This window comes from Azospirillum brasilense (assembly GCF_001315015.1).
GTDB lineage: Bacteria > Pseudomonadota > Alphaproteobacteria > Azospirillales > Azospirillaceae > Azospirillum > Azospirillum brasilense.
In genome coordinates this window covers 1,292,204-1,316,952 of the sequence record NZ_CP012914.1, presented here as the reverse complement: position 1 = coordinate 1,316,952, position 24,749 = coordinate 1,292,204, and the positions used below count along the sequence as shown (strand labels likewise).

22 protein-coding genes are annotated in these 24,749 nt (G+C 69.1%); 6 read left to right on the top strand and 16 right to left on the bottom strand.

Annotated features, from left to right (window positions below; translation table 11 throughout):
* The first annotated feature begins 142 nt into the window (after positions 1-142).
* Positions 143-1,537, top strand: coding sequence for a MocR-like ectoine utilization transcription factor EhuR (gene ehuR, locus AMK58_RS06000; RefSeq protein ID WP_035672964.1), 1,395 nt, complete (start codon positions 143-145; stop codon positions 1,535-1,537).
* A 21-nt stretch (positions 1,538-1,558) separates the two neighbouring features.
* Here ehuR and thiD read toward each other — a convergent pair whose 3' ends face one another.
* The 6 genes from thiD to egtB all read right to left on the bottom strand — a co-directional run bounded on the left by thiD (position 1,559) and on the right by egtB (position 7,958).
* A complete protein-coding gene (gene thiD / locus AMK58_RS05995) occupies positions 1,559-2,374 on the bottom strand; it encodes a bifunctional hydroxymethylpyrimidine kinase/phosphomethylpyrimidine kinase (protein ID WP_174444478.1) in 816 nt (271 codons plus the stop codon).
* 41 nt (positions 2,375-2,415) lie between these two features.
* Positions 2,416-3,783 (bottom strand): phosphoglucosamine mutase, encoded by a 1,368-nt coding sequence (gene glmM / locus AMK58_RS05990; RefSeq protein ID WP_035672961.1) that lies wholly within the window; start codon positions 3,781-3,783, stop codon positions 2,416-2,418.
* Between the two features lie 129 nt (positions 3,784-3,912).
* Positions 3,913-5,073, bottom strand: a complete 1,161-nt coding sequence (folP, locus tag AMK58_RS05985) for a dihydropteroate synthase (RefSeq protein ID WP_035672958.1) — start codon at positions 5,071-5,073, stop codon at positions 3,913-3,915.
* 108 nt (positions 5,074-5,181) lie between these two features.
* Positions 5,182-5,640 (bottom strand): hemerythrin domain-containing protein, encoded by a 459-nt coding sequence (locus tag AMK58_RS05980; protein ID WP_014240091.1) that lies wholly within the window; start codon positions 5,638-5,640, stop codon positions 5,182-5,184.
* A gap of 78 nt (positions 5,641-5,718) precedes the next feature.
* The gene (gene egtD / locus AMK58_RS05975; RefSeq protein WP_051140187.1) at positions 5,719-6,693 is read right to left on the bottom strand and encodes an L-histidine N(alpha)-methyltransferase; all 975 of its coding nucleotides are present in this window, start codon (positions 6,691-6,693) and stop codon (positions 5,719-5,721) included.
* Positions 6,693-7,958 carry an ergothioneine biosynthesis protein EgtB gene (gene egtB / locus AMK58_RS05970; RefSeq protein WP_035672955.1) on the bottom strand — a complete coding sequence of 422 codons (1,266 nt, stop codon included), beginning with the start codon at positions 7,956-7,958 and terminating at the stop codon, positions 6,693-6,695. The genes egtD and egtB overlap by 1 nt, the downstream gene beginning before the upstream one ends.
* Before the next feature lie 181 nt (positions 7,959-8,139).
* On the opposite strand from egtB, the gene AMK58_RS05965 reads away from it, so the two are divergent.
* Positions 8,140-9,309: an SDR family oxidoreductase gene (locus AMK58_RS05965; protein ID WP_035672953.1), complete on the top strand. Its 1,170-nt coding sequence runs from the start codon at positions 8,140-8,142 to the stop codon at positions 9,307-9,309.
* A 6-nt stretch (positions 9,310-9,315) separates the two neighbouring features.
* Here AMK58_RS05965 and AMK58_RS05960 read toward each other — a convergent pair whose 3' ends face one another.
* The 4 genes from AMK58_RS05960 to AMK58_RS05945 form a co-directional block, all read right to left on the bottom strand.
* Entirely contained in the window at positions 9,316-12,015 is a 2,700-nt protein-coding gene (locus AMK58_RS05960) for a bifunctional diguanylate cyclase/phosphodiesterase (protein ID WP_236778187.1), read from the bottom strand.
* 268 nt (positions 12,016-12,283) lie between these two features.
* Positions 12,284-12,790, bottom strand: a complete 507-nt coding sequence (locus AMK58_RS05955) for a hypothetical protein (protein WP_014240086.1) — start codon at positions 12,788-12,790, stop codon at positions 12,284-12,286.
* A gap of 86 nt (positions 12,791-12,876) precedes the next feature.
* Positions 12,877-14,484 carry an MBL fold metallo-hydrolase gene (locus AMK58_RS05950; protein WP_035672947.1) on the bottom strand — a complete coding sequence of 536 codons (1,608 nt, stop codon included), beginning with the start codon at positions 14,482-14,484 and terminating at the stop codon, positions 12,877-12,879.
* A gap of 77 nt (positions 14,485-14,561) precedes the next feature.
* Positions 14,562-15,455 (bottom strand): ribose-phosphate diphosphokinase, encoded by an 894-nt coding sequence (locus AMK58_RS05945; protein ID WP_035672944.1) that lies wholly within the window; start codon positions 15,453-15,455, stop codon positions 14,562-14,564.
* A gap of 204 nt (positions 15,456-15,659) precedes the next feature.
* Between AMK58_RS05945 and AMK58_RS05940 the strand changes: the two genes are divergently transcribed.
* Together AMK58_RS05940 and AMK58_RS05935 are read left to right on the top strand one after the other, a co-directional pair.
* A complete protein-coding gene (locus AMK58_RS05940; protein WP_035672942.1) occupies positions 15,660-16,544 on the top strand; it encodes a GGDEF domain-containing protein in 885 nt (294 codons plus the stop codon).
* A gap of 69 nt (positions 16,545-16,613) precedes the next feature.
* On the top strand, positions 16,614-17,165 hold the full coding sequence (locus AMK58_RS05935; protein WP_035672940.1) for an NUDIX domain-containing protein: 552 nt from the start codon (positions 16,614-16,616) through the stop codon (positions 17,163-17,165).
* 16 nt (positions 17,166-17,181) lie between these two features.
* Here the strand turns inward: AMK58_RS05935 and AMK58_RS05930 are convergent, their stop codons facing one another.
* Both AMK58_RS05930 and AMK58_RS05925 read right to left on the bottom strand, forming a co-directional pair.
* Positions 17,182-17,778: a hypothetical protein gene (locus AMK58_RS05930; RefSeq protein ID WP_035672937.1), complete on the bottom strand. Its 597-nt coding sequence runs from the start codon at positions 17,776-17,778 to the stop codon at positions 17,182-17,184.
* A 69-nt stretch (positions 17,779-17,847) separates the two neighbouring features.
* Positions 17,848-18,327: a hypothetical protein gene (locus AMK58_RS05925; protein ID WP_104675404.1), complete on the bottom strand. Its 480-nt coding sequence runs from the start codon at positions 18,325-18,327 to the stop codon at positions 17,848-17,850.
* A gap of 279 nt (positions 18,328-18,606) precedes the next feature.
* Here AMK58_RS05925 and AMK58_RS05920 point away from each other — a divergent pair, with 279 nt between their 5' ends.
* Positions 18,607-19,017: a hypothetical protein gene (locus AMK58_RS05920; RefSeq protein WP_035672931.1), complete on the top strand. Its 411-nt coding sequence runs from the start codon at positions 18,607-18,609 to the stop codon at positions 19,015-19,017.
* A gap of 80 nt (positions 19,018-19,097) precedes the next feature.
* On the opposite strand, the gene AMK58_RS05915 is transcribed toward AMK58_RS05920, so the two are convergent.
* The 4 genes from AMK58_RS05915 to AMK58_RS05900 form a co-directional block, all read right to left on the bottom strand.
* Complete coding sequence (locus AMK58_RS05915; protein ID WP_059398722.1) at positions 19,098-20,174, bottom strand: BMP family ABC transporter substrate-binding protein; 1,077 nt, start codon at positions 20,172-20,174, stop codon at positions 19,098-19,100.
* A 94-nt stretch (positions 20,175-20,268) separates the two neighbouring features.
* Positions 20,269-21,201, bottom strand: a complete 933-nt coding sequence (locus AMK58_RS05910; RefSeq protein ID WP_059398721.1) for an ABC transporter permease — start codon at positions 21,199-21,201, stop codon at positions 20,269-20,271.
* Positions 21,198-22,289, bottom strand: a complete 1,092-nt coding sequence (locus AMK58_RS05905; RefSeq protein ID WP_059398720.1) for an ABC transporter permease — start codon at positions 22,287-22,289, stop codon at positions 21,198-21,200. The genes AMK58_RS05910 and AMK58_RS05905 overlap by 4 nt, the downstream gene beginning before the upstream one ends.
* Before the next feature lie 129 nt (positions 22,290-22,418).
* On the bottom strand, positions 22,419-23,966 hold the full coding sequence (locus tag AMK58_RS05900) for an ABC transporter ATP-binding protein (protein WP_079285334.1): 1,548 nt from the start codon (positions 23,964-23,966) through the stop codon (positions 22,419-22,421).
* A 318-nt stretch (positions 23,967-24,284) separates the two neighbouring features.
* Between AMK58_RS05900 and AMK58_RS05895 the strand changes: the two genes are divergently transcribed.
* Positions 24,285-24,692, top strand: coding sequence for a GreA/GreB family elongation factor (locus AMK58_RS05895; RefSeq protein ID WP_035672887.1), 408 nt, complete (start codon positions 24,285-24,287; stop codon positions 24,690-24,692).
* The last annotated feature ends 57 nt before the right edge of the window (positions 24,693-24,749 follow it).

The following is a 24,749-nucleotide window of genomic DNA, read 5'->3' as shown; positions in this document are numbered from 1 at the left end:
GCCGAAGCGGCGCCGGGCGGTCCTGACTGCAACGCCCGCCCAGCCATCCGGGTTCCCGGACGCGCAACGCAACCGGACACGCACAATCGCGACAATGCGGTGACACTTGCCGATGGATCGGTACAATGTCATCATTGTCCCCATGACACAGTGGGTTCCTGATCTGGAGGGGCGGCAAGGCCCCCGTTACCGGGCCATCGCCGACGCCCTGTCCGATGACATCGCCAGCGGACGGCTCCCCCCCGGCACACGGCTTCCCACCCACCGCGACCTCGCCTACCGCCTCGGCGTCACCGTCGGCACCATCACCCGCGCCTATACCGAGGCGGAGAAGCGCGGGTTGATCGGCGGCGAGGTCGGGCGCGGCACTTTCGTGCAGGGGCAGCGGCACATGCCCCCCTCCGACCCCTTCACCTGGACACCCCGACCCGAACCGTCGATCATCAACATGACCGTCGTGACGCCGGAGCACCCGATGTCGGTGTCGATGATGGGTGCCACCCTGGCCGCCATCGGCGCCTCGCCGAACCTGGGAGCGCTGCTGGAATACGCACCGCACGCCGGCCTGCCCGCCCACCGCGCCGCCGGTGCGCAATGGTTGGCGCGCCAGCACCGCGTAACAGCCTCCGCCGACACGATCCTGCTGACCACCGGCGCGCAGAACGCCATGGCGGTCGCGCTGGCCGCAGTGGCCCGCCCTGGCGACGTCGTGCTGACGGAGCGGCTGACCAACTACGGCATCAAGACTCTGAGCGCGGTCGAGGGCTATCACCTGGAGGGCATCGCCATCGACGAGCATGGCGTGGTCCCGGACAGTTTCGACAGCGCCTGCCGCCGTCTGGCGCCCAAGGCGCTGTATCTGGTGCCGACCATGCACAATCCCACCGCCTCCGTCATGCCGCAGGCCCGGCGCGTGGAGATCGCCGCCATCGCCCGCCGCTACGGGGTGATGCTGGTGGAGGACGATGTGTTCGGCTTCCTGGTCCATGATGCGAAGCCCATCCAGGCCATCGCCCCGGACGTCACCGTCTACGTCAACAGCCTGTCCAAGAGCGTGTCGGCCGGCCTGCGCGTCGGCTACGTGGTCGCTCCGCCGGCTCTGGTGCCGCGCGTCGAGGCGGTCATCCGCGCCCTGCAATACTCCTCCCCGCCCCTGCCGCCTGAGGTCGCGACGCGCTGGATCACCGATGGCGGCGCCGACCGCATCGCCGAGGCACAGCGCGGGGAAGCCATGGCGCGCCAGCAAATCGCCCGCTCGATCCTGCCCGCCAGCGCCGTCTGCGGGCATCCGGGGGCACAGCATCTCTGGCTGGTCCTGCCCGAGCCCTGGCGGCGCGACGATTTCATCGCCGAGGCGATGCGCCGCGGCGTGAAGGTGACCGGCGGCGACGTGTTCGCCGTGGGCCGGGCCAGCGCCCCCCACGCCGTGCGGCTGGGCCTCTGCCACCCGCACAGCCGGGACGAATTGGCGCGCGGCCTGCGCACACTGGCGGATCTGCTGGAGAATCCGCAGACGGCGATGCTGTCGATCGTGTGAGGAGGCGGAACGGCCGCGCTCCTACGGGAACGGCCGGACCGTGTGCAGGTGGTTCAACGGGCCGTGGCCGTGGCCGAAACCGGGGGCGGAGCGGATGGCCTCGTCCACATAGGCGCGGGCGCGCGCCACCGAATCGCGCACGCCCAGCCCTTGGGCGATGCCGGCGGCGATGGCGGAGGCCAGGGTGCAGCCGGTGCCGTGGGTGTGAGGGGTGTGGATGCGCCGCCCCTCGAACACCTCCTCGCCGTCCTCGGTGAGCAGCAGGTCGCACAGCCGCTCGTCCTCCAGATGGCCGCCCTTCAGCAGGACGGCCTTCGGCCCGAAGGTGCGGATCATCTCGGCGGCACGGCGCATGTCGTCCAGGTTGCGCACCGGGATGTCGGTCAGCGCCTCGGCCTCCGGCAGGTTGGGAGTGACCAGCTCCGCATGGGGCAGCAGGCGCTTGCGCAGGGTCTGCACGGCGTCCGGCTCCAGCAGGAAATGGCCGCTCTTCGAAACCATCACCGGATCGACGACCAGCGGAACGTTGATCGCCCGCGCCTCATACTCGCCGGCCACCACCTCGATGACGGCGGCGTTGGCGAGCATGCCGATCTTGATGCTGTCGGCCCCGAGGTCCTCCAGCACCACCTTCATCTGAAGGGCGACGAAGGCCGGGTCCACGGGCAGCACGCCATAGACCCCCGTCGTGTTCTGCGCGGTCAGCGCCGCGATGGCGGTCATGGCGAAGGCGTTCAGCGCGCTGACCGCCTTGATGTCCGCCTGGATGCCGGCACCGCCGCCGGAATCGGACCCGGCGACGATGAGAACACGGCCGTTGATCGGGTGGGCCTGCATCGGGAATGCTTCCGTCTGGTCGTCTGGTTGGAGGGTTGGCCTTAGGAGGCGGTCTCCAGCCGGGCGGCGTCCGTGATGGCGCCGGCAATGTCGGCAACCACCGCGTGCACCAGCCCTTCGTCGTCGCCTTCGGCCATGACGCGGATCACCGGCTCGGTCCCCGACTTGCGGATCAGGATGCGCCCCGACCCGTTCAGCCGCGCCTCGCCGTCGCGGATCGCCGCCTGGACGGAGGCGATCTCCAGCGGCTTCGACCCGGCGGCGAAGCGGACGTTGGTCAGCTTCTGCGGCACCGGAGCGAAGACCTGGCAGACCTCGCTGGCCGCCCGGCCGCCGGACTGGATCAGCACCGCCAGGACCTGGAGTGCGGCGATCAGCCCGTCGCCGGTCGTGGAATAGTCGGACAGCACGACGTGCCCCGACTGCTCCCCACCGACGTTGTAGCCGTGCTCGCGCATATGTTCCACCACATAGCGGTCGCCGACCGGCGTGCGGACCAGCGCGATGCCCAGGCCCTGCAGGTGCCGTTCCATGCCCAGGTTGGACATGACCGTGGCGACCACGCCGCCGCCCTTCAGCGTCTGCGCCTGCGCCCAGGAGGAGGCGATCAGCGCCATGACCTGGTCGCCGTCGACGACGCGCCCGGCCTCGTCGACCATGATCAGGCGGTCGGCGTCGCCGTCCAGCGCAATGCCCAGATGGGCGCCGTGGGCCACCACCTGCTCCTGCAGGGTCCGGGTGGCGGTGGCGCCGCAGTCCTTGTTGATGTTCAGGCCGTCCGGGTTGACCCCGACCGGGATCACGTCGGCCCCCAGCTCGTACAGCACCTTCGGGGCGACGCGGTAGGCGGCGCCGTTGGCGCAGTCGACGACGATCTTCAGCCCGTCCAGCCGCAGGCCGCGCGGGAAGGTGTTCTTCACATACTCGATGTAGCGGCCCGTCGAATCCTCAAGGCGGGAGGCGCGGCCGAGATCGGCGGAGCCGGCAAGGTCCGGCGCGAAGGGCTGGCCCATGCGCGTCTCGATGGCGATCTCCACCGCGTCCGACAGCTTGTATCCGTCCGGCCCGAACAGCTTGATGCCGTTGTCCTGGAACGGGTTGTGCGAGGCGGAGATCATCACGCCGAGGTCGGCGCGGAGCGAGCGCGTCAGCATGGCGACGGCGGGTGTCGGCAGCGGGCCGAGCAGCACCACGTCCATGCCCATGGAGATGAAGCCCGCGGTCAGCGCCGGCTCCAGAAGATAGCCCGACAGGCGGGTGTCCTTGCCGATCACCACGCGGTGCCGGTGGTCACCCCGGCGGAACTGCAAAGCGGACGCCATCGCGACCCGCAGGGCGGTTTCCGCCGTCATCGGATCGATGTTGGCGGTGCCTCGGATGCCGTCGGTGCCGAACAGGTGTCGCGTCATGAAAATCCTCGGGAATGGCCCAATCACTGTACCGCAAGTGCGGATGTGTGAAAATGTCATCGCTTGGCACGGGGGGCGGGGTCAAGAACCCTTCCGCGCAGACGCCAAAGGGTTACATGAGCGATGCGGTCACGGCACCCGTGCGGGATGCAGCCCTTCCCAGACGGCGCGCGCCTGGACCGTTTGGGGCACGTCATGGACACGCAGGATCTGCGCGCCCTGGTTCAGCGTTTCCAGCCCCCCGGCCAGCGAGCCGGGCAGACGCTCCTTCGGCGGCTCGCTCCGCGACAGCTTGCCGATCAGGGTCTTGCGCGACAGCCCGATCAGCAGGGCGCAGCCCAGCCCGTGATACAGGGCGGTGTGGCGCAGGATGTCGAGATTGTGCTCCACCGTCTTGCCGAAGCCGATGCCGGGATCGACGGCGATGCGCTCCAGCGGCACCCCGGTGGCGAGGCAGGCCTCCACCCGCTCCTCCAGCCAGTCGAAGACGTCGAGCGCCGCGTCCTCATAGGTCGGGTTCTGCTGCATGGTGCCGGGTTCGCCCCGCATGTGCATGACGACCACGGGCGCCGCCTTCTCCGCCACCAGCGGCAGCGCGCCGGGGTCGCGCAGCCCGGCCACGTCGTTGATCAGCGCCGCCCCGGCGTCGAGCGCCGCGCGCATCACCCGCGCGTGCCGCGTGTCCACCGACACCACGGCACCCTTGGCCGCGAAGTGGCGGACGACCGGCAGGACGCGGGCCTCCTCCTCTTCCGGCGACACGGGGGCGGAACCGGGACGGGTGGATTCGCCGCCGACGTCCAGCAGGTCGGCGCCGGCCTCCAGCATCGCCTCACCATGGGCGATGGCGGTTCCGGCGTCGAAGAAGTCGCCGCCATCGGAAAAGCTGTCCGGCGTCACGTTGACGATGGCCATGATGCGCGGGCGCCCGAGGTCCAGCCCGGCGAACGGCGCCCGTCCGCGGGTCAGCGCACCCAGTCGCTTATCGAGGCTCTGGGCGACGGCGGTCCCGCGCTCCCACCCCCAGGCCATGATCTCGGTCAACGGCGCGAAGGCCCGTTCGATCCGCGCCCCCTGCCGGACGATCAGCTGGGCGGTGGCGAAGGAGAAGCGCCCGCCGGCCAGCGGCACCGCCGCCCCGGCGCTCCAGGCGGCGATGGGCAGCAGCCCGACCGGCCTCAGATAGACGCGGACGCCGCCCTCTCCCGCCCAGGGCGCGAAAGAGGCGAGCGAGCCAGCGGCGGACTTCGGGGCGGGCTTTGCGGTCGAAGTCATGGAGATGGGAGGCATGGCGACGGTTCGTGCAGCGGAACGGAAGACCGCAGCCTGTCACGCCGGGAAGCCCCGGCGCAAGAGACTGCGGTCTTCCATTTCACCGGAACGCCGTCGCGTGCGAGGTTACGCGCTCTTGGGAAGCGGGGCCAGGGCAGCCAGCATCTGCTTCTTGCGCTCCCCGTAGATGCTGCCGAGTTCCTCGGCGCGCTTGTCGTCGAGCGCCTTCTTGGCCTCCTCGAACAGTTCCTCCTCTTCCTCGTCGAGGTGGTGGCGGGTGACCTCGCCGAGCACTTGGAGCTTGGCCTTCCAGGCGGTGCTGTCGGCGGGCATGGCGTTCAGCTCGTCGAGGAAGCCATTGATGATGTGATGCTCGTTCAGTCCCTCGGTGGTCTCCTGCTTGGTGTTCTTGGCCTTGGACAGCGATTGGTAGAAGACGGCCTCCTCGATCTTGCCATGCGCCCACAGCTCGCGCTGCAGGTCCTCATAGGCGGCGCGCCCGTCGCCGTCCGCTTTCTCGGCCGCGTCGAGCAGGCGGCGGATGGTGTCGTGGTCCTGCTTGATCCGGTCGAAGATGCTGGTCATCGGTCCTGTCCCGTTGTTGCGGTGTCTCGACGGGACTCAACCCTGCCCCGGATATGGTGTTCCCGGTGCCAAAGGGGGTCAGCCATGCCGAACCATCCAGTGCAGGCTGAACAGCCGATTCTCGTCGGTCCAGCTCCGCTCCGTGCGCCAGCCCGCGCGGGCGGCGAGGCGGCGGAAGCCGGACACGGAGTATTTGTAGGAATTCTCGGTGTGGATCGTCTCGCCGCGGGCAAAGCGTATGGGATGACCGGCGACATGGGCAGTCTGGTCGTCCAGGCTGCGCAGATGCATCTCGATCCGCCCTCGTGCGGTGTCGTAACGGGCCATGTGGGCGAAGCGGTCCAGGTCGAAGGTGCCGTCCAGTTCCCGGTTGATGCGGGCCAGCAGGTTCATGTTGAAGGCGGCCGTCACCCCGCGGGCGTCGTCGTAGGCGGCCTCCAGCACCGCAGGGTCCTTGCGCAGGTCCACGCCGATCAGCAGCCGCGCCCCGGCCCCGAGCCGCCGCCCGAGCGTGTCCAGGAAGGTCATCGCCTCGGCGGGCCGGAAATTGCCGATGGTGCTGCCGGGAAAGAAGGCCATCGTCCGTTCCGGCGCGGCGCCCCGTGGCAGGGCGAAGCCCCGCACATAATCGGCGGCCACCGGCACCACCGTCACCGCCGGGTAGTCGCCGGCCAGCCGGGCGGCGGCGGCGATCAGGTGGTCGCGGCTGATGTCCACCGGCACATACATGGCCGGCGCGTCCAGCGCATCAAGCAGGATGCGCACCTTGACGCTCGACCCGCTGCCCAGCTCCACCAGGGTGGCGCCGCGCCCGGCCAGACCGGCGATCTCGTCCGCACGGGCTTGCAGCAGGGCGGTCTCGGTCCGCGTCGGGTAATATTCGTCGAGCGTGCAGATGGCGTCGAACAGCGCCGAGCCCTCGGCGTCGTAGAAGTACTTGCAGGGCAGGCTCTTGTCCGGGCGGGACAGACCCTCCAGCACGTCGGACAGGAACACGTCGTCCTGCGCCGGCCCCTGCGCGAGATGGGCGCGGGCGGCGGAAATTGCGGTCATCAAGCGTCCTCCGCGAGGCGCACGCCGCTGAACATCCAGCGTTGGTGCGGGTAGAAGAAATTCCGGTAGGTGGCGCGGGCATGGCCGTCCGGCGTGGCGCAGCATCCGCCGCGCAGCACATACTGGTTGGCCATGAACTTGCCGTTGTATTCGCCGACCGCCCCGACAGCGGGACGAAAGCCCGGGTAGCCGCTGTAGGCGCTGGCCGTCCATTCCCAGACATCGCCGAACATTTGGGCAAACCCCTCGCCCGCCGCCGCCGCCGGACGCAGCAATCCGCTGCCCAGCGTGTTGCCGGTGGCGGGAATGCCAGCGGCAGCGGTCTCCCACTCGGCCTCCGTCGGCAGGCGCTTGCCGGCCCAGCGGGCGAAGGCGTCAGCCTCGTAGAAGCCGACGTGGCAGACCGGAGCGTCCTCGTCCAGCGGATGCTCGCCAAGCAGGGTGAACTCCCGCCAGCCGCCGTCCTCGCCGCGCCGCCAGTAGGCCGGCGCCTCCCACCCCTCGGCGTTGACCGTGGCCCAGCCATCGGACAGCCAGAGCGCCGGGTTGCGGTAGCCGCCGTCTTCGATAAAGGCCCGCCACTCCCCGTTGGTCACCGCGCGGGAGAACAACCGGAAGGGGCGCAGCAGCACCTCGTGCCGCGGCCCCTCGTTGTCGAAGGCGAAGCCCTCCCCGCCCCCCTCATGGCCATGACCCACCGCGACGATACCGCCGTCCACCGCGATCCAACGCCCCTCATGGGCGGGGCCGCGCAAGGCCGGGCGGTAGGGCCGGTAGGCCGGCGCGACCGGGTTGCAGGAGAACAGGTGCAGCAGGTCCATCAGGATCAGTTCCTGATGCTGCTCCTCGTGAGCGAGGCCAAGCGTCACCAGAGGAGCCAGCCGTTCGGCGTCGCCACGCTCCAGCAGGGTCAGCATGGCGGCGTCCACATGGTCGCGGTAGGCCGCCACCTCGGCCATGCCGGGCCGCGTCAACAGGCCGCGCCGGGGCCGCGGATGGCGGGCGCCGACGGCCTCGTAGTAGGAGTTGAAGAGATAGCCGAAGGCCGGATCGAAGGGCCGGTAACCCGTCAGATTCGGGATCAGCAGAAAGGTTTCGAAGAACCACGTCGTGTGGGCCAGATGCCATTTGACCGGGCTGGCGTCCGGCATGGACTGCACCACCTGATCCTCCGGCGACAGCCCGACGGCCAGTTCCGCCGAGGTGGCGCGCACCCGGCGGAAACGGTCGGCGAGTCCGCCGGCTTTGGCGGCTGTTTTGAGCATGGGCGCTGTTTCCCTCCCCCGCCTGACAGGTTCCGGTAAAGCTGTGCCGCTTCGTTGGCCCGCCAACCCTCCTTTCGGAGTGGCCCGGACGCACCGCCCCGCAGCAACGCTCCGCCGGACCGTCTGTTCACAGCGGATGACGCACGCATTGCGACAATCGAACGATGGAGGAACGGCACCCATGCAACCGCGGCTCAAACCCATTGACGAGCAGGTGATCGTCATCACCGGCGCGTCGAGCGGCATCGGGCTGGTCACCGCCCGCATGGCCGCTCGGCAGGGCGCGAAGGTCGTCCTGGCCGCCCGCGACCGCAACGCGCTCGCCCAGGCAGCGGAGGATATCCGCGCCGAAGGCGGGGACGCGATCCACTGCGTCGCCGACGTGGCCGACCCCGACGCCCTGCGGCGGGTGGCCGACACGGCGGTCCGCAGCTATGGCCGGATCGACACATGGGTGAACAACGCCGGCGTGGCGATCATCGGCAAGCTCCTGGACACCGCCCCGGACGACCACCGCCGCCTGTTCGAGACGAACTACTGGGGCGTGGTCAACGGCTCGCAGGCGGCCATCCCCCATCTGAGGCGGAACGGCGGGGCGCTGATCAACATCGGCAGCGTGCTGTCCGACCGCGCCATCCCGCTCCAGGGCGCCTATGTCGCCACCAAGCACGCCGTGAAGGGCTTCACCGACGCGTTGCGCATGGAGTTGGAGGCCGAGGGCTCGCCCATCTCGGTCAGCCTGATCAAGCCGGCGGCGGTCGACAGCCTGTACGAGGACCACGCCCTGAACCTGCTGGACGCGGAGCCGAGCAACCCGCCCCCGGTCTACGCGCCGGAGGTCGTGGCGAAGGCCATCCTGCATTGCGCCCGCCGGCCGATGCGCGACCTCTATGTCGGCGGCGGCGCCAAGCTGTTCGCGCTGGCGGAAACCTTCGCGCCGCGGCTCACCGACCGAATCATGGAACGGACCCTGCCGCGCGTCATCCGCTCCGGCGGGCCGCTCCGCCCGCGCAACGACGCCCTGCATAGCCACGGCGACGACGGGCGGGAACGCGCCGGCCGGCATCGCTACGTGCGTGAAACCAGCCTCTACACGGAGGCGCGGATGCACCCTTGGCTCACCGCCGCGGTGGTCGCCGGTTTCGGGATTTTGGCCGGGACGGCGATGGCCCGCGGCTGGCTGCGGGACGACGGCGGGTTGGGCGACGGCGACGCAGCCGGGCTGAACCGCCACCGCAGGTCGATGCGGCAGCACAGGGACCGGATGGACGAGGAGCAGCGCACCATAGGCCACAACGCGAAGCCGGCTTGGCAGGCCGCGGAAGAGGGGATGGTGACCTTTCCGCGCTAACCGCCGCTACACCGGCTCCCTCGCCATCGGCTCCGCTTTCGAAGCGTGGTGGCCGCGGGCGGCACGCAGCGCCAGGATCGGTTCCAGTTCCTCCGCCAGGACCGGGCGGCTGAACAGATAGCCCTGGAAACTCTCGCATTTGAGGCTGCGCAGGAGCTGGAGCTGCGCCTCCGTCTCCACACCCTCGGCGACCACCGACAGGCCCAGGCTGCGGCCCAGCCCGACGATGGCGCGCGGGATCGAGTCGCCGGCACCGTCCTGCTCCAGATCGTGGATGAAGGACCGATCGATCTTCAGCTTGTCGATCGGGAAACGGTGCAGGTAGTTGAGCGAAGAGTAACCGGTGCCGAAATCATCCAGCGCGATCAGACACCCGCGCTGCTTCAGCGCGCGCAACGTCGCGATGGCCGAGGGAACATCGTCGATCAGCGTGCCCTCGGTCACCTCGATCTCCAGCTCCCAGCCCTGGAGGCCATTGCGGTCGAGCGCCGTGGCCACCTTGGCGGGAAGCTGCCCATCGCGGAACTGCTGGGCGGAGACGTTCACGGCGATCGGCACCGTCAGTCCGATCTGGTCGCGCCAGCGGCGGATCTGGGCGCACACCTCGTCCAGCACCCAGTCGCCAATGGCCTGGATCAGGCCGGTTTCCTCGGCCACGGGCAGGAAGCGGTTGGGCATGATGAGACCGGCTTCCGGGTGGCGCCAGCGCAAAAGGGCCTCCACCCCGACCACGAGATCGTCGGAAATGCGCAGCTGCGGCTGGTAGACCAGGAACAGCTCCCGGTTCTGCAGGGCGCGGCGGAGCGCCGCTTCCAGATCCAGACGTTCGCGGGACCGCGCGCCCATCTCGCGCGTCACGAAGCGGTAGGCGTTCCGTCCGGCGTCCTTGGCGTTGTACATCGCGATGTCCGCGCAGCGGATCAGACCCTCCGCATCCTCCGCGTCGTCGGGAAACAGGCTGATGCCGATGCTGGGCGACACCACGAAATTCCGCCCGCCGATGGCGAAGGGTGCGGCGAGCTGAGCCAGCACCCTCTCCGCCACCGCGGCGGCCTCCTCCGGCTTGCGGATGGCCGGGACGACGATCAGGAATTCGTCGCCGCCCAGCCGGCCTACCGTGTCCGTCGGCCGCATCCCGCCATGCAGACGCCGCGCCACCGACCGCAGCACCTCGTCGCCGAAGGAATGGCCCAGGCTGTCGTTGATGACCTTGAAGCGATCCAGATCGATGAACAGGACGGCGACCTTGCCACCGTCGCGCCGCGTCTCGCGGGCGGCTTGCGCGATGCGGTCGAACAGCAGGACGCGGTTGGGCAGGCCGGTCAAAGGATCGTAATGGGCCAGATAGTGAATGTGCTGTTCGGCCCGCCGCTTGTCGCCGATGTCCTCCACGAAGGCCATGACGAAGGGCGGGTCGCCGGGGGTGGACACCGGCTGGAGGTGAAGCGAGAAATGGCTGTGCCGACCGCCGGCCAGAAGCAGCCGGTCGACCTCCAGCCGCACGCTCTCTCCGGCGATGGCGGAGTCGATGGCGGCGACCACCGCCGGATCCTGGGCGCGCAGCTTCACGTCGATTCCGATCAGCCCGTCGCGCCCCACCCCGACCGCACGGGCGAAGGCCGGGTTGCAATCGGTGATCTTGGCGTCCGGCCCGATCAGGGCGATGCCCAGCGGCGCCTGGTTGAACAGCAGATCCAGTTCCGTCTCGCGACGGCGCAGCGAGGCGGTGATGCGCCCGGCGATCACCAGCGCCCGGTCGCGCGTCGCGGCCAGCGCCCACAGCAGGGTGGACAACAGAACGCTGAGCGACAGCCCCGCCGCCAGGACCAGCATCGGCTTCCAGCTGTCCACCCCATCCTCGAAGCTTGAGCGGCTTTCGTACCGGACCGACCAGACGCGGCTGCCCAGCGTGACGTCCCGGGTCGCCGTCAGCAGAGGCTGCTCCGACGGCTCCGGGCGGCTGCGGTAGAATGGAAACTCCCGCCGCCCTTCGAACACCGTCACGGCGACGTCGTTCATCCGTCCGAACACGGATTCGGCCAGCGGAGCGACGTGGATCGGTGTCATCACCAGCCCGGCGAGAGTCGCCCGCCGCTGCTCCTGCGTGGCGGGGCTCAGCCCGTCGCGATAAACGGCCTGGAACACGATGAAGGCGGGCGGCGAGGAATCACCCTCGTCGAGTTGCAGGGCGACGGCACGGGTCACCGCCGGTTCGCCGCTGTCCCGCGTCTGCTCCGCGGCGGCGCGACGGACCGGTTCCGACAGCAGGTCGTAGCCGAGCGTGCGCAGGGTGCGTTCGTTGACCGGGGCGGCGTAAAGGGTGACGAGCCGGACCGGGCCGGTCGCTTCCGGCCAGATTCGGAAGTTTCGCAGCCCGTCCATCCGGGCTTCCGTCACCAACTCCGGGCTCGTCCATTGGTCGGCGACCCGTGCGAAGGCGACGGTGGTGATGCCTGGGAAGCGCTCCGCAAGGTGCAGCCCGTCCACGAAGCGGTTCCATTCTGCCCTTTTCACTTCCGGATAGGCGGTGAAAAGGGCGGCGGCGGAGCGCGTCACCTGGACATAAACCTGGATCTGGTTCTCGAACCGTCGGTGCAGTTCTTCCACCCGCAGGGCGAAGCGGCTTTCGGCGTCCGCGGCAACGCGCTGCCGGGTGTCGTGCCAAGCCAAGGCGGTCAGGAGAAGGGCGGCCAGCAGGGCCAGCAAGGGAAGACGCTTCGGAAAAGCCACCGAATCCGTGGCGGACCCGCTGGGCGCGAGGTCGATCGGATCGGGGCTTGAAGACCTCTGCATGGCCGTACCGAAGCTGCCTGTCACGCCGCCTGCGGCGCCCGCCCGGGGCGCCCATGCCGCCCATGCCGTCCGCCCGGAACCCGCCGGAGGAGACGACGCGCGCCGGTAGACCTTAACCAGAATGTGGCCGTGCGGAAAGCGTATAAATATTTGCGCAATCGCCCTTCGCGTGCGACGGCGCTCAGAACTCCTGCAGCACCTTGGGGCTGTTCTCCAGAAGCGTCTCGATCATACCCAGGATCTGCTCGATCTTCGTGCGGGTGGCGTCCAACTCGTCGGCGGTCTTGTCGTCGATGCCCGCTTCCATCAGCATCATGTCGAAGGCGTTCAGCGTTTCCGAAAAGGCCTTCTGCTCCGCCTGAAGCACATCGAAGGCGCCGAGCGAACTGGTCAGCGCCAGGGGCGGGTCGCTGACGAAGGCGTAACTGATGTCGGTGAAATGGGCGATGGCGGTCAGCTTCTGCCGGATCACCCATTGCGGAAAGTTGGAGGGCAGTTCGTCCCCCGCCTCCTGCAACCGCTCCTGGATGGAGAAGACCAATCCCTGGATGTCCAGGTACGCGTTCCGGATCTCCCGGAAATGGGGAAAGGTCTTGGGCTTGCCGGCGTTGCGAACACGGCCCAGCCGGGCGTTGTCGTCGGTCAGCTTCCGCGCCATCTGGACCACGATGTTCGCCACCTTCCCCATCGCACCGTCACCCTTTTGTTTCGTAGCCGTCACCAATCCGCCATCACCGATCTATAGCATGCGCCGCCCGACCGTGGGCAGGCCGTTCATCCCGTCGGCGGCCCCTCCGCCTGCGGCAGGCGGTCGCCCACCCTGCGGAGCAGCGCCTCCCGCGCCGCGTCGTCGGATGCCGCGTCCAGCGCCCGGTGCAGGTCCAGCAGGAAGGCGGCATAGCGGTTGTGCCAGTCCCGCCCGGCGGTCACCGCTTCCGGCTCCAGCCGCGGCGGGCCACCCTCGGTCGTTGCCGGCGCCTGTGCCGGGACGGCGGCCGTCAGGTCGGCCACCTCGTCCAACTCGGGCAGGCGGATCAGCGCCGGGTCCCAGCCGCGACGGACCAGCGCGTCGCGCAGACCGGCACGGGCCTCTTCCTCGCCATGCACCAGGAACAGGCCGTGCTTCACCCCCTGCCGTGCCGCCACCCATGCCAGCAGGCTGCTGCGGTCGGCGTGACCGGAATAGACGTCCAGCGACCGGATACGGGCGCGCACCGCGATCTCCTCGCCATGAATGCGGACGTTCGCAACCCCCTGCTGCAACAGGTAGCCCAGCGTGCCCGGCGCCTGGTAGCCGACCAGCAGGATGGTGGCCTCCGGGCGCCACAGATGGTTCTTCAGATGATGACGGATGCGTCCGGCGTCGCACATGCCGCTGGCCGCCATGATGATGGCGCCGCCTTTGATCGCGTTGAGTTTCTGGCTTTCCGCGACGGAGCGCACGCGGTGCAGGTTGGACCGGGCGAAGGGATCGCCCCCGGTGCCGAGATCGCCCAAATGGCGGCGGAAAACTCCCGTGACCGCGTCGGCCAGCGGCGAGTCGAGGAACACGTCGACCAAGGGGATCTCGCCGCGCTCGAACAGCCGGTGCAGGTCGTAGAGAAGCTCCTGCGTGCGCTCCACCGCGAAGGCCGGGATCAGCAGCGGGCCGCCCGCGGCGAGCGCCGCCCGCACCTCGTCACGCAGCAGGGCCTGCCGCTCCGCCTCGCCAACCTCGACCCGCTCGCGGTTGCCGTAGGTGGTTTCCAGCACCATCCAGTCGGGCCGCGGGGGCCCTTCTGCATCGGCGTGGAAGGACTTGCCGCCCGGCCCAAGGTCGCCGGAGAACAGGATGGTTTCAGCCGTCGCGCCGCGCGTCACCTCCAGCTCCACCGACGCCGAGCCGAGAATGTGCCCGGCCTGCCAGAAGCGGGCGCGGATGCCGGGCAGCACCTTCACCCACTCCCCGTAATCGACGGCGTGCAGGCGGCGGATGGCGTCCTGGGCGTCGGCCTGGGTGTAGATCGGCTCCACCGCCGGGCGCCCGCGCTGGCGGTTGCGGCGGTTCAGCCGCTCCACCTCCGTCTCCTGGATGTAGCCGCTGTCGGGCAGCATGTAGGCCAACAGGTCGGCGGTGCCGGCGGTGGTGTGCACCCGCCCCTTGAAGCCCTGGCGGACCAGCTTCGGCAGCAGGCCGGAATGGTCGATGTGTGCGTGGGTCAGCAGCACCGCCTTCACGGCGGACGGCTTGAAGGGGAAGGGCCGGTAATTCAGCTCCTTGACCGTCTTGGTGCCCTGGAACAGGCCGCAGTCGATCAGCAGGTCGCCGTCGCCGGTCCGGATGCGGAAGCAGGAACCGGTGACCGTGCCGACGGCGCCGTGGAAGATGAGGGACAGTGTCATGGCGAAACCCCGCCTTGTTGTGCCCTGTCCCCCTATCCTGCCTGATGAAGGGTTACCGGCCCGTCAACAGGGCATCCTCAACAGGGGGCTGCCAGCGCGTCGGCGATCAGCCGGGCGAGCGGCAGGGCGTTGCTGGGGTGCGGAACCCCGTCGCAGGACAACGGCGTGCCCAGCCCTTCGGACTGGAAACGGGCCGCCACCGCGGCATCGAACAGGGCGTGAACCCCGAACACCCCGATGGACAAGGCCCCGGCGGCCCGCGCCGCCCGCGCGCAGGAGAAGATGGTCTCGCCGGAGCTGATGACGTCGTCGACGATCACCACCGGTCGCCCGGCCAGCGGCGCGTCTTCGGGCAAAGTCACCGTCACGTCGCGGTCGCCGCGCCGCTCCTTCCGCCCGACCAGCGTGGTGAGGCCGAGCGGCCCGGCCACCGCCTCGACCAGCGGGGCGGCCTCCTCGTCCGGGCCGACGATCACAGTGTCGGGCGCGACCCCGTCATGGCGCAGCCGCTCGGCGATGGCCCCGGCACCGCTGAGGCAGACGGAGGGCCGCCCGACAAACACCTCGTCCAGCGTGTGGGTGCGGTGCAGATGCGGCTCCACGCAGATGAAGCGGTCGAACAGCCGGCCCAGCCAATCCCCCACCACCGTCTGGCTCACCGGCTCGCCGGGGCGGAACACCGCGTCCTGGCGCATGTAGGCCATGTAGGGGGCGACGAGGCACAGCTCCGTGGCGCCCTGGCGGCGCAGGACGGAGGCAGCCAACATCAGTTCCACCAACTTGTCGTTCGGACGGTCGAGCGAGCGGTAGACCACCGCCCGCTCCACGGGGTCGGGAAGACGAACGAGGCTTTCGCCGTCCGGAAAGCGGTGCAGTTCGGCGATGTGGCAGGGAACGTTCAGGGCTTCGGCCAGACGCCGCGCGCCGTCGGCCGATTCCGGAAATCCATAGACGCCCGTATAGCGGGCCATGCTGTCCCCTCTGCGTTGCGCGCCCGGATCTGGGCGCCCCGTTCGGCCCGTACTATGCCGCAAGGGCCACGGCGGGGCGACCACGACCTTAGGCGCAACGTTACCGTGAAGGCGATAGGACGGCAGGGACGGACGCCCACAAATGACACTGCGCACGTCCACCGCTCATTGACCGCAGACGAAGGTATGAGGCAATTTCCCGCCATGCGCGTGCTCATCGCCGACGATACGGTTCTGATGCGCACCATGCTTTCGGAGCAGGTGGCGTCTTACGGACATGAGGTGATCCTGGCCAGGGACGGCCGGGAAGCGCTGGATCGTGCCCAGTCCGAACCCTTCGACATTGCCATCATCGATTGGGAGATGCCACGGCTGTCGGGGCTGGAGGTGTGCTGGCTTCTGAAGGCCGATCCACGCACCGCCTACAGCTACCTGATTCTGATGACATCTCATGACGAGCCCTTCTACGAGATGAAGGCGCTGGACGCTGGGGCGGACGACTTCATCCACAAGCCGGTCAACCGCGCCCACCTGAAGGCTCGGCTGAAGGCGGGTGGCCGCATCACCGAAATGCACCGGCTGCTGGTCGCGCAGGCGCAGACCGACCCGCTGACCGGCGTCGCCAACCGGCGCGCCCTTCTGGACCGTGCGGACCAGGAGATCCGGCGGGCGCTGCGCTCGCGGCAGCCCCTGTCCCTGCTGATCGCCGATATCGACCATTTCAAGGGCATCAACGACAGCCGCGGTCACGCCGCCGGGGACGAGGCATTGCAGCGATTCGTCCGGACGCTGGGCGATGCCCTGCGCCCCGGTGACCTGATCGGCCGCTACGGCGGAGAGGAATTCGTGGTTCTGCTCCCCAACACCGCTCTGGCGGATGCGTCGGTCGTGGCGGAGCGCTTGCGCCGGTTCGTCGCCGAGCAGGAAATGGGTCCGAACGGCGATTCATTCCGCATGACCGCCAGCTTCGGCGTCGCGCCTATTGCACTGGACGCTCCAAACGGCCTCGACGTCGCGCTCCGGGTGGCCGACGCCGCGCTGTATCGGGCGAAGGCCGAAGGTCGGAACCGCGTGGTCCCCTCTCCCTAGACCGTTCACGCTCCGCCTCTCCCGCCCGTCTCCGGCAGCGAAGCCAACGGGATGCGGAGGGAACAGGCGATGCGCCATGTCCATGTGGCGTTTCTGGAGGGGACCAAGGTCCTGATCGTCCGGCGGCGCGAAGTCAGCACTTGGTGGGGGCGCGGTCCGGCGGAGCCCCGGATCGTCGACGCCGCAGGCCAATGGGCGGTTCCCGGCGGCGGTTACGAGAGCGTCACCAGCCCCCTCACGGCACTTCAGCGCCTGTTCCACGAACAGACCGGCCTCGCCTTCCCCGATTGCCGGGCGGCGGAACCCTGGCGCCCCACCTCGCGGAGCTTCACGCTGTATTTCGTTCCGGTGACCGGGCTGGAGTCGCTGGCGTCCTCAATCACCCTGCGGGTTGCACAATCCGCCGTCACGCCCGGACGCCCGGCGGGCGGTGCCATCGTGAACTGGGAGCTGTCCTCGGCCCACGTCGTGCCGCTCGCCAAGGTGGTCGCCCATCTGGGGGTGCGCCAGCCGGTCTCGCACGAGAACCAGCTCGCCATCACCCGGCAGGCGATGCGCTCGCCCTCCTCCCAGTCGATCGAGCGCTACGCAACCATGGCCGCGATCATCGCCCTGCAATGAGCCCGTCTCGCTGGCCTCAGCCTTTGTTCTCGCCGGGCGGGGTGCGGACGGCGGTGACTGCGAGATACTGGGCCGCCGTCCGCAGCAGGAACTCCGCCACCGCCATGTCGCCCATGTCGCGGTCCGGGCCGCCAAGCCGGTGGCGGCGATCGGCGTCGATCAGGCCGGTGGCGATCACCTGCGCGGTCAGCCACGCCCGCTGGTCCTCATCCGGCACGCCGGCCATGCGCTCCAGCATCTCGTTGCAGGCGTGGTCGATCGTCCCCAGGCCGGGCCGGTCGGACGACAGGTAGCTGGTCTCGTTCTGCGGCGCCGGCTCCCCGACGTAGGAACGGGCGAGCAGCGCCGTCTCCAGGGTCAGCCGGAAGGCGGTGCGGCGTGGTCGCCCCTTCCGCCGCAGCCGCAACGCCATCATGGTGAAGAGCTGCGCGACCGCCTCCACCCGCTCCGCCGGCACCTCGTCGAGGATGTCGACGATCTCGGCGCTGACGGCGTTGCGCGGCGCCTTCTCGCCGGGCCGCACCACCGCGGTGGCGAAGACGGCGATCAGGGTGCGCAGGGCGTCGGCCTGCTCCACGGGAGAGATGCGGCCGATCTGGGCGGGGTCGAACATGGGGGGCGCTCCGCTCTGGCTGGGAGGGATCAACAACTCCTTCCAGCAATGTTGGAACGCGAGGGGCGGTCAGGAATCCCCCTCCTTCGGGTCGATGGTCTCCGCCCGTCGGCTGATGAGCTGGTAGAGCCCGAGCCCCAGCACCATGAAGACGATGACCATCAGGAGGATGGCCGGGTAGATCATGGCACTCATGTCCGAGGTCCGCGCCTCGAACACCAGCACCAGCCCTTCCAGGCTGGCGGCGATGATGATGGTGGTCAGGAACTTGGTCAGGGTGCGCCGCGCCTCGTCCGCGTGACGCAGTTCGCGGTCGCGGACGATCTCCTCCTCGTACAGATACTTGGCGATTTCGAAGATGGCGATGGCCAGCACGATCATGCCCACCCCGTCGAGCAGCCGGTGCGTCGCCGCCTCGATGTCAAAGGACGCGAGGCTGTGCAGCACTGAATAGGCGGCCACACCGACGAAGACCAGGGCGAACAGGATGAGCACGATGGTGGCCAGAAAATACATGGCCCGCGCCGCCATCTGGAATCCCTTCTCCACGATGCGTTTCCCCTTTTCGACGGCAAAGCGTGTCTTGCGGCAGGCAACTCTTGTGGCTGACAACGCGCCGCCCCGGCGTTCGGACCGCCGCCTTGCGGGTCACCCCGGAAGGGAAGATGGAACCGGCGGCACGGCCCGCGTGTTTGAAGTCAGGCAGCACAGGGGATTGTGCCTCCTCGACAGGCTCCGCCGCGCTCCCTGAAGCGGCGGAGCCTTTCTTTTCCTGCCCCTTGCGTTTATGGCTGCGGTGCCGGACCACGCCGACCACGGAACCGCCCCATGCCCGAAACCCCGTCGCCCTCCGCCGAATCCCTGCACGCCCTGCTCGACCGCTATCTGCGCTGCCCGTCCGAGCCGCTGCGCGGCGAACTGAACGAGGCTTTGGCCGCCTTCCAGACGGCCTGGATACACGCCCGCGCCGGGCAGGACGCCCCGTCAACCAATCGGCCTGCCCCCGCCGCGCCCGGCCGTGCCCCGGCGAAGCCGAAATTCCCCATCGCCGCCGCCGATCTGGCGGTGCTGGAAAGGATGGCCGAGGGCTGGGTGCCCACCGCGGCGGAGGTTCCCCGCTGGGTCTGGTTCGAGAACCGGGAGCTGGTGACGATGGAGCCCAACCCCGCCGGCAGCGGGCCGGAGGTGATGCGCCTCGCACCCGCCGGCTGGGCCGCTCTGGGCCGCCAACCGGGCTGAAGACAAGCCGACAAAGGAGGCGGGCAACAAAAAAGGGAGGCCGCAGCCTCCCTTTTCCTCACTTGGCGACCGGTTCCGGCTTACTTCGGAACCTTGCCCTGCACGCCCTCGACGTACCAGTCCATCTTCAGGATCTGCTCGTCGGTGGCCTGCTTGCCCTCGGCGATCACGACCTTGCCGGACTGGTCCTTCACCGGCCCCTGGAAGGAATGGCGCTTGCCTTCCATGATGTCGGTGCGGGTCTTCTCGGCCGCCGCGACCACGTCCGCCGGGATCGCCGGGTTGTACGGGGCCAGGAACAGCATATGATCCTTGAAGCCGCCCCAGGTGTCCTGCGACTTCCAGGAGCCGTCCAGAGCTGCCTTGACGCGGTTCACGTAATACTCGCGCCAGTCGTCGACGATGGCGGTCAGGTGCGCCTTCGGGCCGAAGCGGGTCATGTCCGACGACTGGCCGAACACCCACAGGCCGCGCTCCTGCGCGACCTGGATGGCCGCCGGGCTGTCGGTGTGCAGCGAGATCACGTCGGCGCCCTGGTCGATCAGGGCCTTGGCGGCCTCGGCTTCCTTGCCGGGGTCGTACCAGCTGTTCACCCAGACGACGCGCACCTCGGCCTTGGGGTTCACCTCGCGCATGGCGATGGTGAAGGCATTGATGCCGCTGATGACCTCGGGGATCGGGAAGGAGCCGATGTAGCCGATGATGTTCGACTTGGTCATCTTGCCGGCGATCTGGCCGATGACCGTGCGGGCCTCGTAGAAGCGCGCGGAGTAGGTGGCGACGTTGGCCGAGCGCTTGTAGCCGGTGGCGTGCTCGAACTTCACGTCGGGGTGGCGCTGCGCGACCTTCAGCGTCGGGTTCATGAAGCCGAAGGAGGTCGTGAAGATCAGCTTGTGGCCGGAGGAGGCCAGCTGCTCGATCACGCGCTCGGCGTCGGCGCCCTCGGGCACGTTCTCGACGAAGGTGGTGGTGACCTTGTCGCCCAGCTCCTTCTCCACGGCCAGACGGCCCTGGTCGTGCTGGTAGCTGTAGCCGTGGTCGCTGATCGGACCGACATAGACGAAGCCGACCTTCATCTTCTCCTGCGCGTCGGCCGCGCCGACGCCCAGCGCCAGCATGGCGGCGCCGGTGGCCAGACCCATCAGGGCCTTGCCCATGGTCCTTCTGTTCACGTGTTTGCTCCCTGATCCAATTGATTGAGCACGAACGTAAGACTTGCAAACATCCCGGAGCCCGTCAGGCATCGGCCCATCAGGCGTCCGGATGGAAAACCTTCCCAAGGCTGGCCGGCGCGTTCAGCCGGATCCGAGCGACATCGCGTGAAATCACCACCAGAACGATGACGGTAGCCAGATAAGGCAGCATCGACAAGAGTTGTGACGGAATGTCGATTCCCAGCCCCTGAACATGGAGCTGCGCGATGGTCACCCCGCCGAACAGCCAGGCGCCGAGCAGCACGCGGCCCGGCTTCCAGGTGGCGAAGACCACCAGCGCCAGCGCGATCCAGCCGCGCCCGGAGGAAATGCCTTCCGCCCACATCGGCGTGTAGTCGAGCGACAGAAAGGCCCCGCCCATGCCGCTCATGGCGCCGCCGAACAGCACGGCGAGGAAGCGGATGCGGATGACCTTGTAGCCGAGCGCGTGGGCCGCCGCGTGGTTCTCGCCGACCGCGCGCAGGATCAGCCCCTTGCGCGTGGCGTAGAGGAACCAGTGCACCGCCGGCACCGCCGCCAGCGCCAGATAGACCAGCGCGTCCTGCCCGAACAGCGCCTTGCCGATCACCGGCAGGTCGGTCAGGCCGGGGATGTAGAGTTCCGGCACGTCGGCAATGGGGATGCCGACGAAACCCTGCCCGATCAGCGCCGACAGGCCGACGCCGAACAGAGTCAGCGCCAGCCCGGTCGCCACCTGGTTGGCGAGCAGGAACAGGGTCAGCACGCCGAACAGCGCCGCCATGCCCGCCCCCGCCGCCGCACCGGCGACGAAGCCCGCGGTGGAACTGCCGGTCTGCACCGCCACGGCGAAGCCGCAGACGGCGCCGACCAGCATCATGCCCTCGACGCCCAGATTCAGGACGCCGGATTTCTCCACCACCAACTCGCCCAGCGCGGCGAAGAGTAGCGGCGTGGCGGCGGCCAGCATGGCCGCCAGGATCGGGCCGATCAGGGCCAGTTCGGCGCTCATGCCGCGGCCCTCCCGACGACAGCTCGCTTCGCGCCGAAGCGCACGCGGTAGCGGATCAGCACGTCGGTCGCCAGCAGGAAGAACAGCAGCATGCCCTGGAACACGCCGGTGATGGCCTTGGGCAGGCCCAGCGCGATCTGCGCCGCCTCGCCGCCGATGAAGGACAGCGCCATCAGGAAGCCGGCCAGCAGGATGCCCACCGGGTGCAGCCGCCCCAGGAAGGCGACGATGATGGCGGTGTAGCCGTAGCCGGGGGAGATGGTCGGGTTCATCTGCCCGATCGGCCCGGCGATTTCGCCCAGCCCGGCCAGACCGGCGAGCGCGCCGGACAGCAGCAGCGTCAGCCAGATGATCTTCTTCTGATTGAAGCCGGCGTAACCCGCCGCCGTCGGGGTCAAGCCGATGACCTTGATCTGGAAGCCGATGAAGGTCCGCGCCATCAGGAACCAGCCCGCCGCCACCGCCAGCAGGGCGAACAGCGACCCCAGATGCACGCGCGTCCCGGCGACAAGCAGCGGCAGCACCGCGTCGGCCTCGAACAGGCGGGATTCCGGGAAGGCGAAGCCGTCCGGGTCACGGTAGGGTCCGTGCATCAGGTAGTTCAGCAGATGCAGCGCCACATAGTTCAGCATCAGGCTGGTCAGGATCTCGCTGGCGTTGAAGCGTACCCGCAGGAAGGCGGGGATCGCCGCCCACAGGGCGCCGCCGGCCATGCCCGCGACGATCATCAGCGGCAACAGCCACCAGCCGCCCTCGCCGTAGAAGGCCAACGCCAGACCGCCGCCGGTGATGGCGCCGAGCGTGAGCTGCCCCTCGGCCCCGATGTTCCAGACATTGGCGCGGAAGCCGATGGCGAGGCCGATGGCGCAGAGCACCAGCGGGGTCGCCTTGACCGCCAACTCACCGAGGCCGCGCAGCGACATCAGCGGCGCGATGAAGAAGGCATGCAACGCCTTCACCGGGTCGAAGCCCATGGCCCAGAACAGCAGAAAGCCGCTGACGAGCGTGAGCGCGACCGCCAGCAGCGGCGTGGCGTAGACCATCGCGCGCGACGCCTCGCCGCGGGGTTCGAGACGGAGGAGGGTCATGCCCCGGCCCCCTCCCCAACCCTCCCCCGCCGTTGGCGGGAGAGGGAGCAGGTGCCGTGGCGGCGAAATCCCCTCTCCCGCGCCAGCGGGGGAGGGTTAGGGAGGGGGCTCGCAAGCGTCATCACATCCTCACACCGCACGGTCCACCTCGTCCTCGTCGGGCGGGTGGTTGAACAGGCCGCCCATCAGTAGGCCGATCTCCTCCACGCTGGTGTGGTGGGTGGGACGGCTTTCCGAGAGATGGCCGTGGAACAGCACGGCGATGCGGTCGCTCAGCACGAACAGCTCGTCCAGGTCCTGGCTGATGACCAGGACGGCGGCGCCTGCACGCGCAAGGTCGATCAGCGCCCGGTGGATCGCCGCCGCGGCACCCGCGTCCACGCCCCAGGTCGGCTGGCCGACCACCAGCAGGCGCGGCTTCTGAAGGATCTCGCGGCCGATGATGAATTTCTGGAGGTTGCCGCCCGACAGCGACCGCGCCTCCGCCCGGTGGCCGTGGGTGACCACGTTGAAAGCGCCGATGATCCGCTCGGCGTAGGAGCGCGCCCGCCCGAAATGCACCAGCCCGCTGCGCACCAGCGGCTCGCGGGCGTAGCCGGAGAGCAGCGCGTTCTCCGACAGGCTCAGTTCCGGCACGGCGCCGCGGCCCAGCCGCTCCTCCGGCACGAAGGCGAGGCCGAGCAGCCGCCGCTCCCGCGGGCCGAGATGGCCGGCTGGCCGGCCCTCGATGGCGACCGACGCCGGGTCCGGCACCAGCGCCTCGCCGCTCAGCGCGGCCATCAGCTCCGCCTGACCGTTGCCGGCCACACCGGCGATGCCCAGGATCTCGCCGGCCCGCACCTCGAAGGACACATCCTTCAGGTTGGTGGCGAAGGGGTTGTCGGAGGTGGTGGAGAGGTGCCGGACCTGGAGCTTCGCCGCCCCGGCCTCGCCCTGCGGCAGCCGCTCCGGCGTGGACAGCTCGGTGCCGATCATCATCTCGGCGAGGCTGCGCGCGGTTTCCCTGCGCGGGTCACAGCTCCCCACGACGCGCCCGCCGCGCAGCACCGTGGCGGTGTCGCAGAGCGCGCGGATCTCCTCCAGCTTGTGGCTGATGTAGAGGATCGTGCAGCCCTCCGCCGCCAGCCGGCGCAGGGTCTCGAACAGGCGGGTCGCCTCCTGCGGCGTCAGGACCGAGGTCGGCTCGTCCATGATCAGCAGCTTGGGGTCCTGGAGCAGGCACCGCACGATCTCCACCCGCTGCCGCTCGCCGACCGACAGGTTGTGGACGTGGCGGCGCGGGTCCAGCGACAGGCCGTAGCGTTCCGACACCTCGGCGATGCGCGCCGACAGCGCGTCCATCGGGCCGGGCTGGTCCAGGCCGAGCGAAATATTCTCAGCGACCGTCAGCGTGTCGAACAGGGAGAAATGCTGGAACACCATGCCGATGCCCAGCCGGCGGGCGCCCGCCGGGTCGGGAATGTGGGTGTCATGCCCGTTCCACAGGATCCGGCCGGCGTCGGCGTGCAGGACGCCGTAGATGATCTTCACCAGCGTCGACTTGCCGGCGCCGTTCTCGCCCAGCAGCGCGTGGATCTCGCCCGGCCGGAGGACGAGATCGACCTGATCGTTCGCCAGACAGCCCGGAAAGCGCTTGGTGATGCCGCGCAGTTCGAGCCGGTGCGGTGGGGATGACACGGATGGGGAATCCAAGGAGACGGACCGGGTAGGGGTGAAGTCGGCAGGGCATTGCCAAAGCCATGCCACTTTCGGAGAGTCTTGCCCGTCAAGGCCGTTCGCCGTCAACAGGGGAAGCGATTGCCCAGCCTGCGGTCATTCGCCCCGTGTCGGGCGCCTGTCGCAGCCCAACAAAGCGGCAGATGACCCAACAAATCAGCAGTTGCTTCGCACACGGACAGATGCCACGCCGCCGCACGGTTGACAAGAGGCCGCCGTCGTCATCAGCTATGGAAAGGGCCGCCATTTCCGGCGGCCTTTGCTTATGGAGCTTTTGGAATGAACCGCAAGTCGATGCTCGGCGATCCGCCGCCGATCCGAATCACCCCCCACGACCTTGGGCGTCTCGACGTCCTTCTCGCCCATCTCAGCCAGCCCGCCGGCGTCATCGACTTCCTCCAGCGCGAGGTCGACCGCGCCGATGTCGCGGATTATTCCAGCGACGGCGGCACGCCCTTCGTCCGGCTCGGCAGCCGGGTCACCTTCGCGGACGATCGGGGCACGCGGCACACTGCCACACTCATCACACCGGACGAAGCGGCCCGGCGGCAGGATGGCATCTCGATCCTGACCCCGGTGGGCGCCGCCCTGCTCGGCCTGTCCGAAGGGCAATCCATCGCCTATGGCACGCTCGACGGCCGCACCAAGTCGGTGCAGGTCTTGCGGATCGAACCTCCAGCCGGCTGACCGCCTACCTGAAGGTCCATCGACCACGGCTTGCACCGTGGCGCGTCCGCGGAAAAG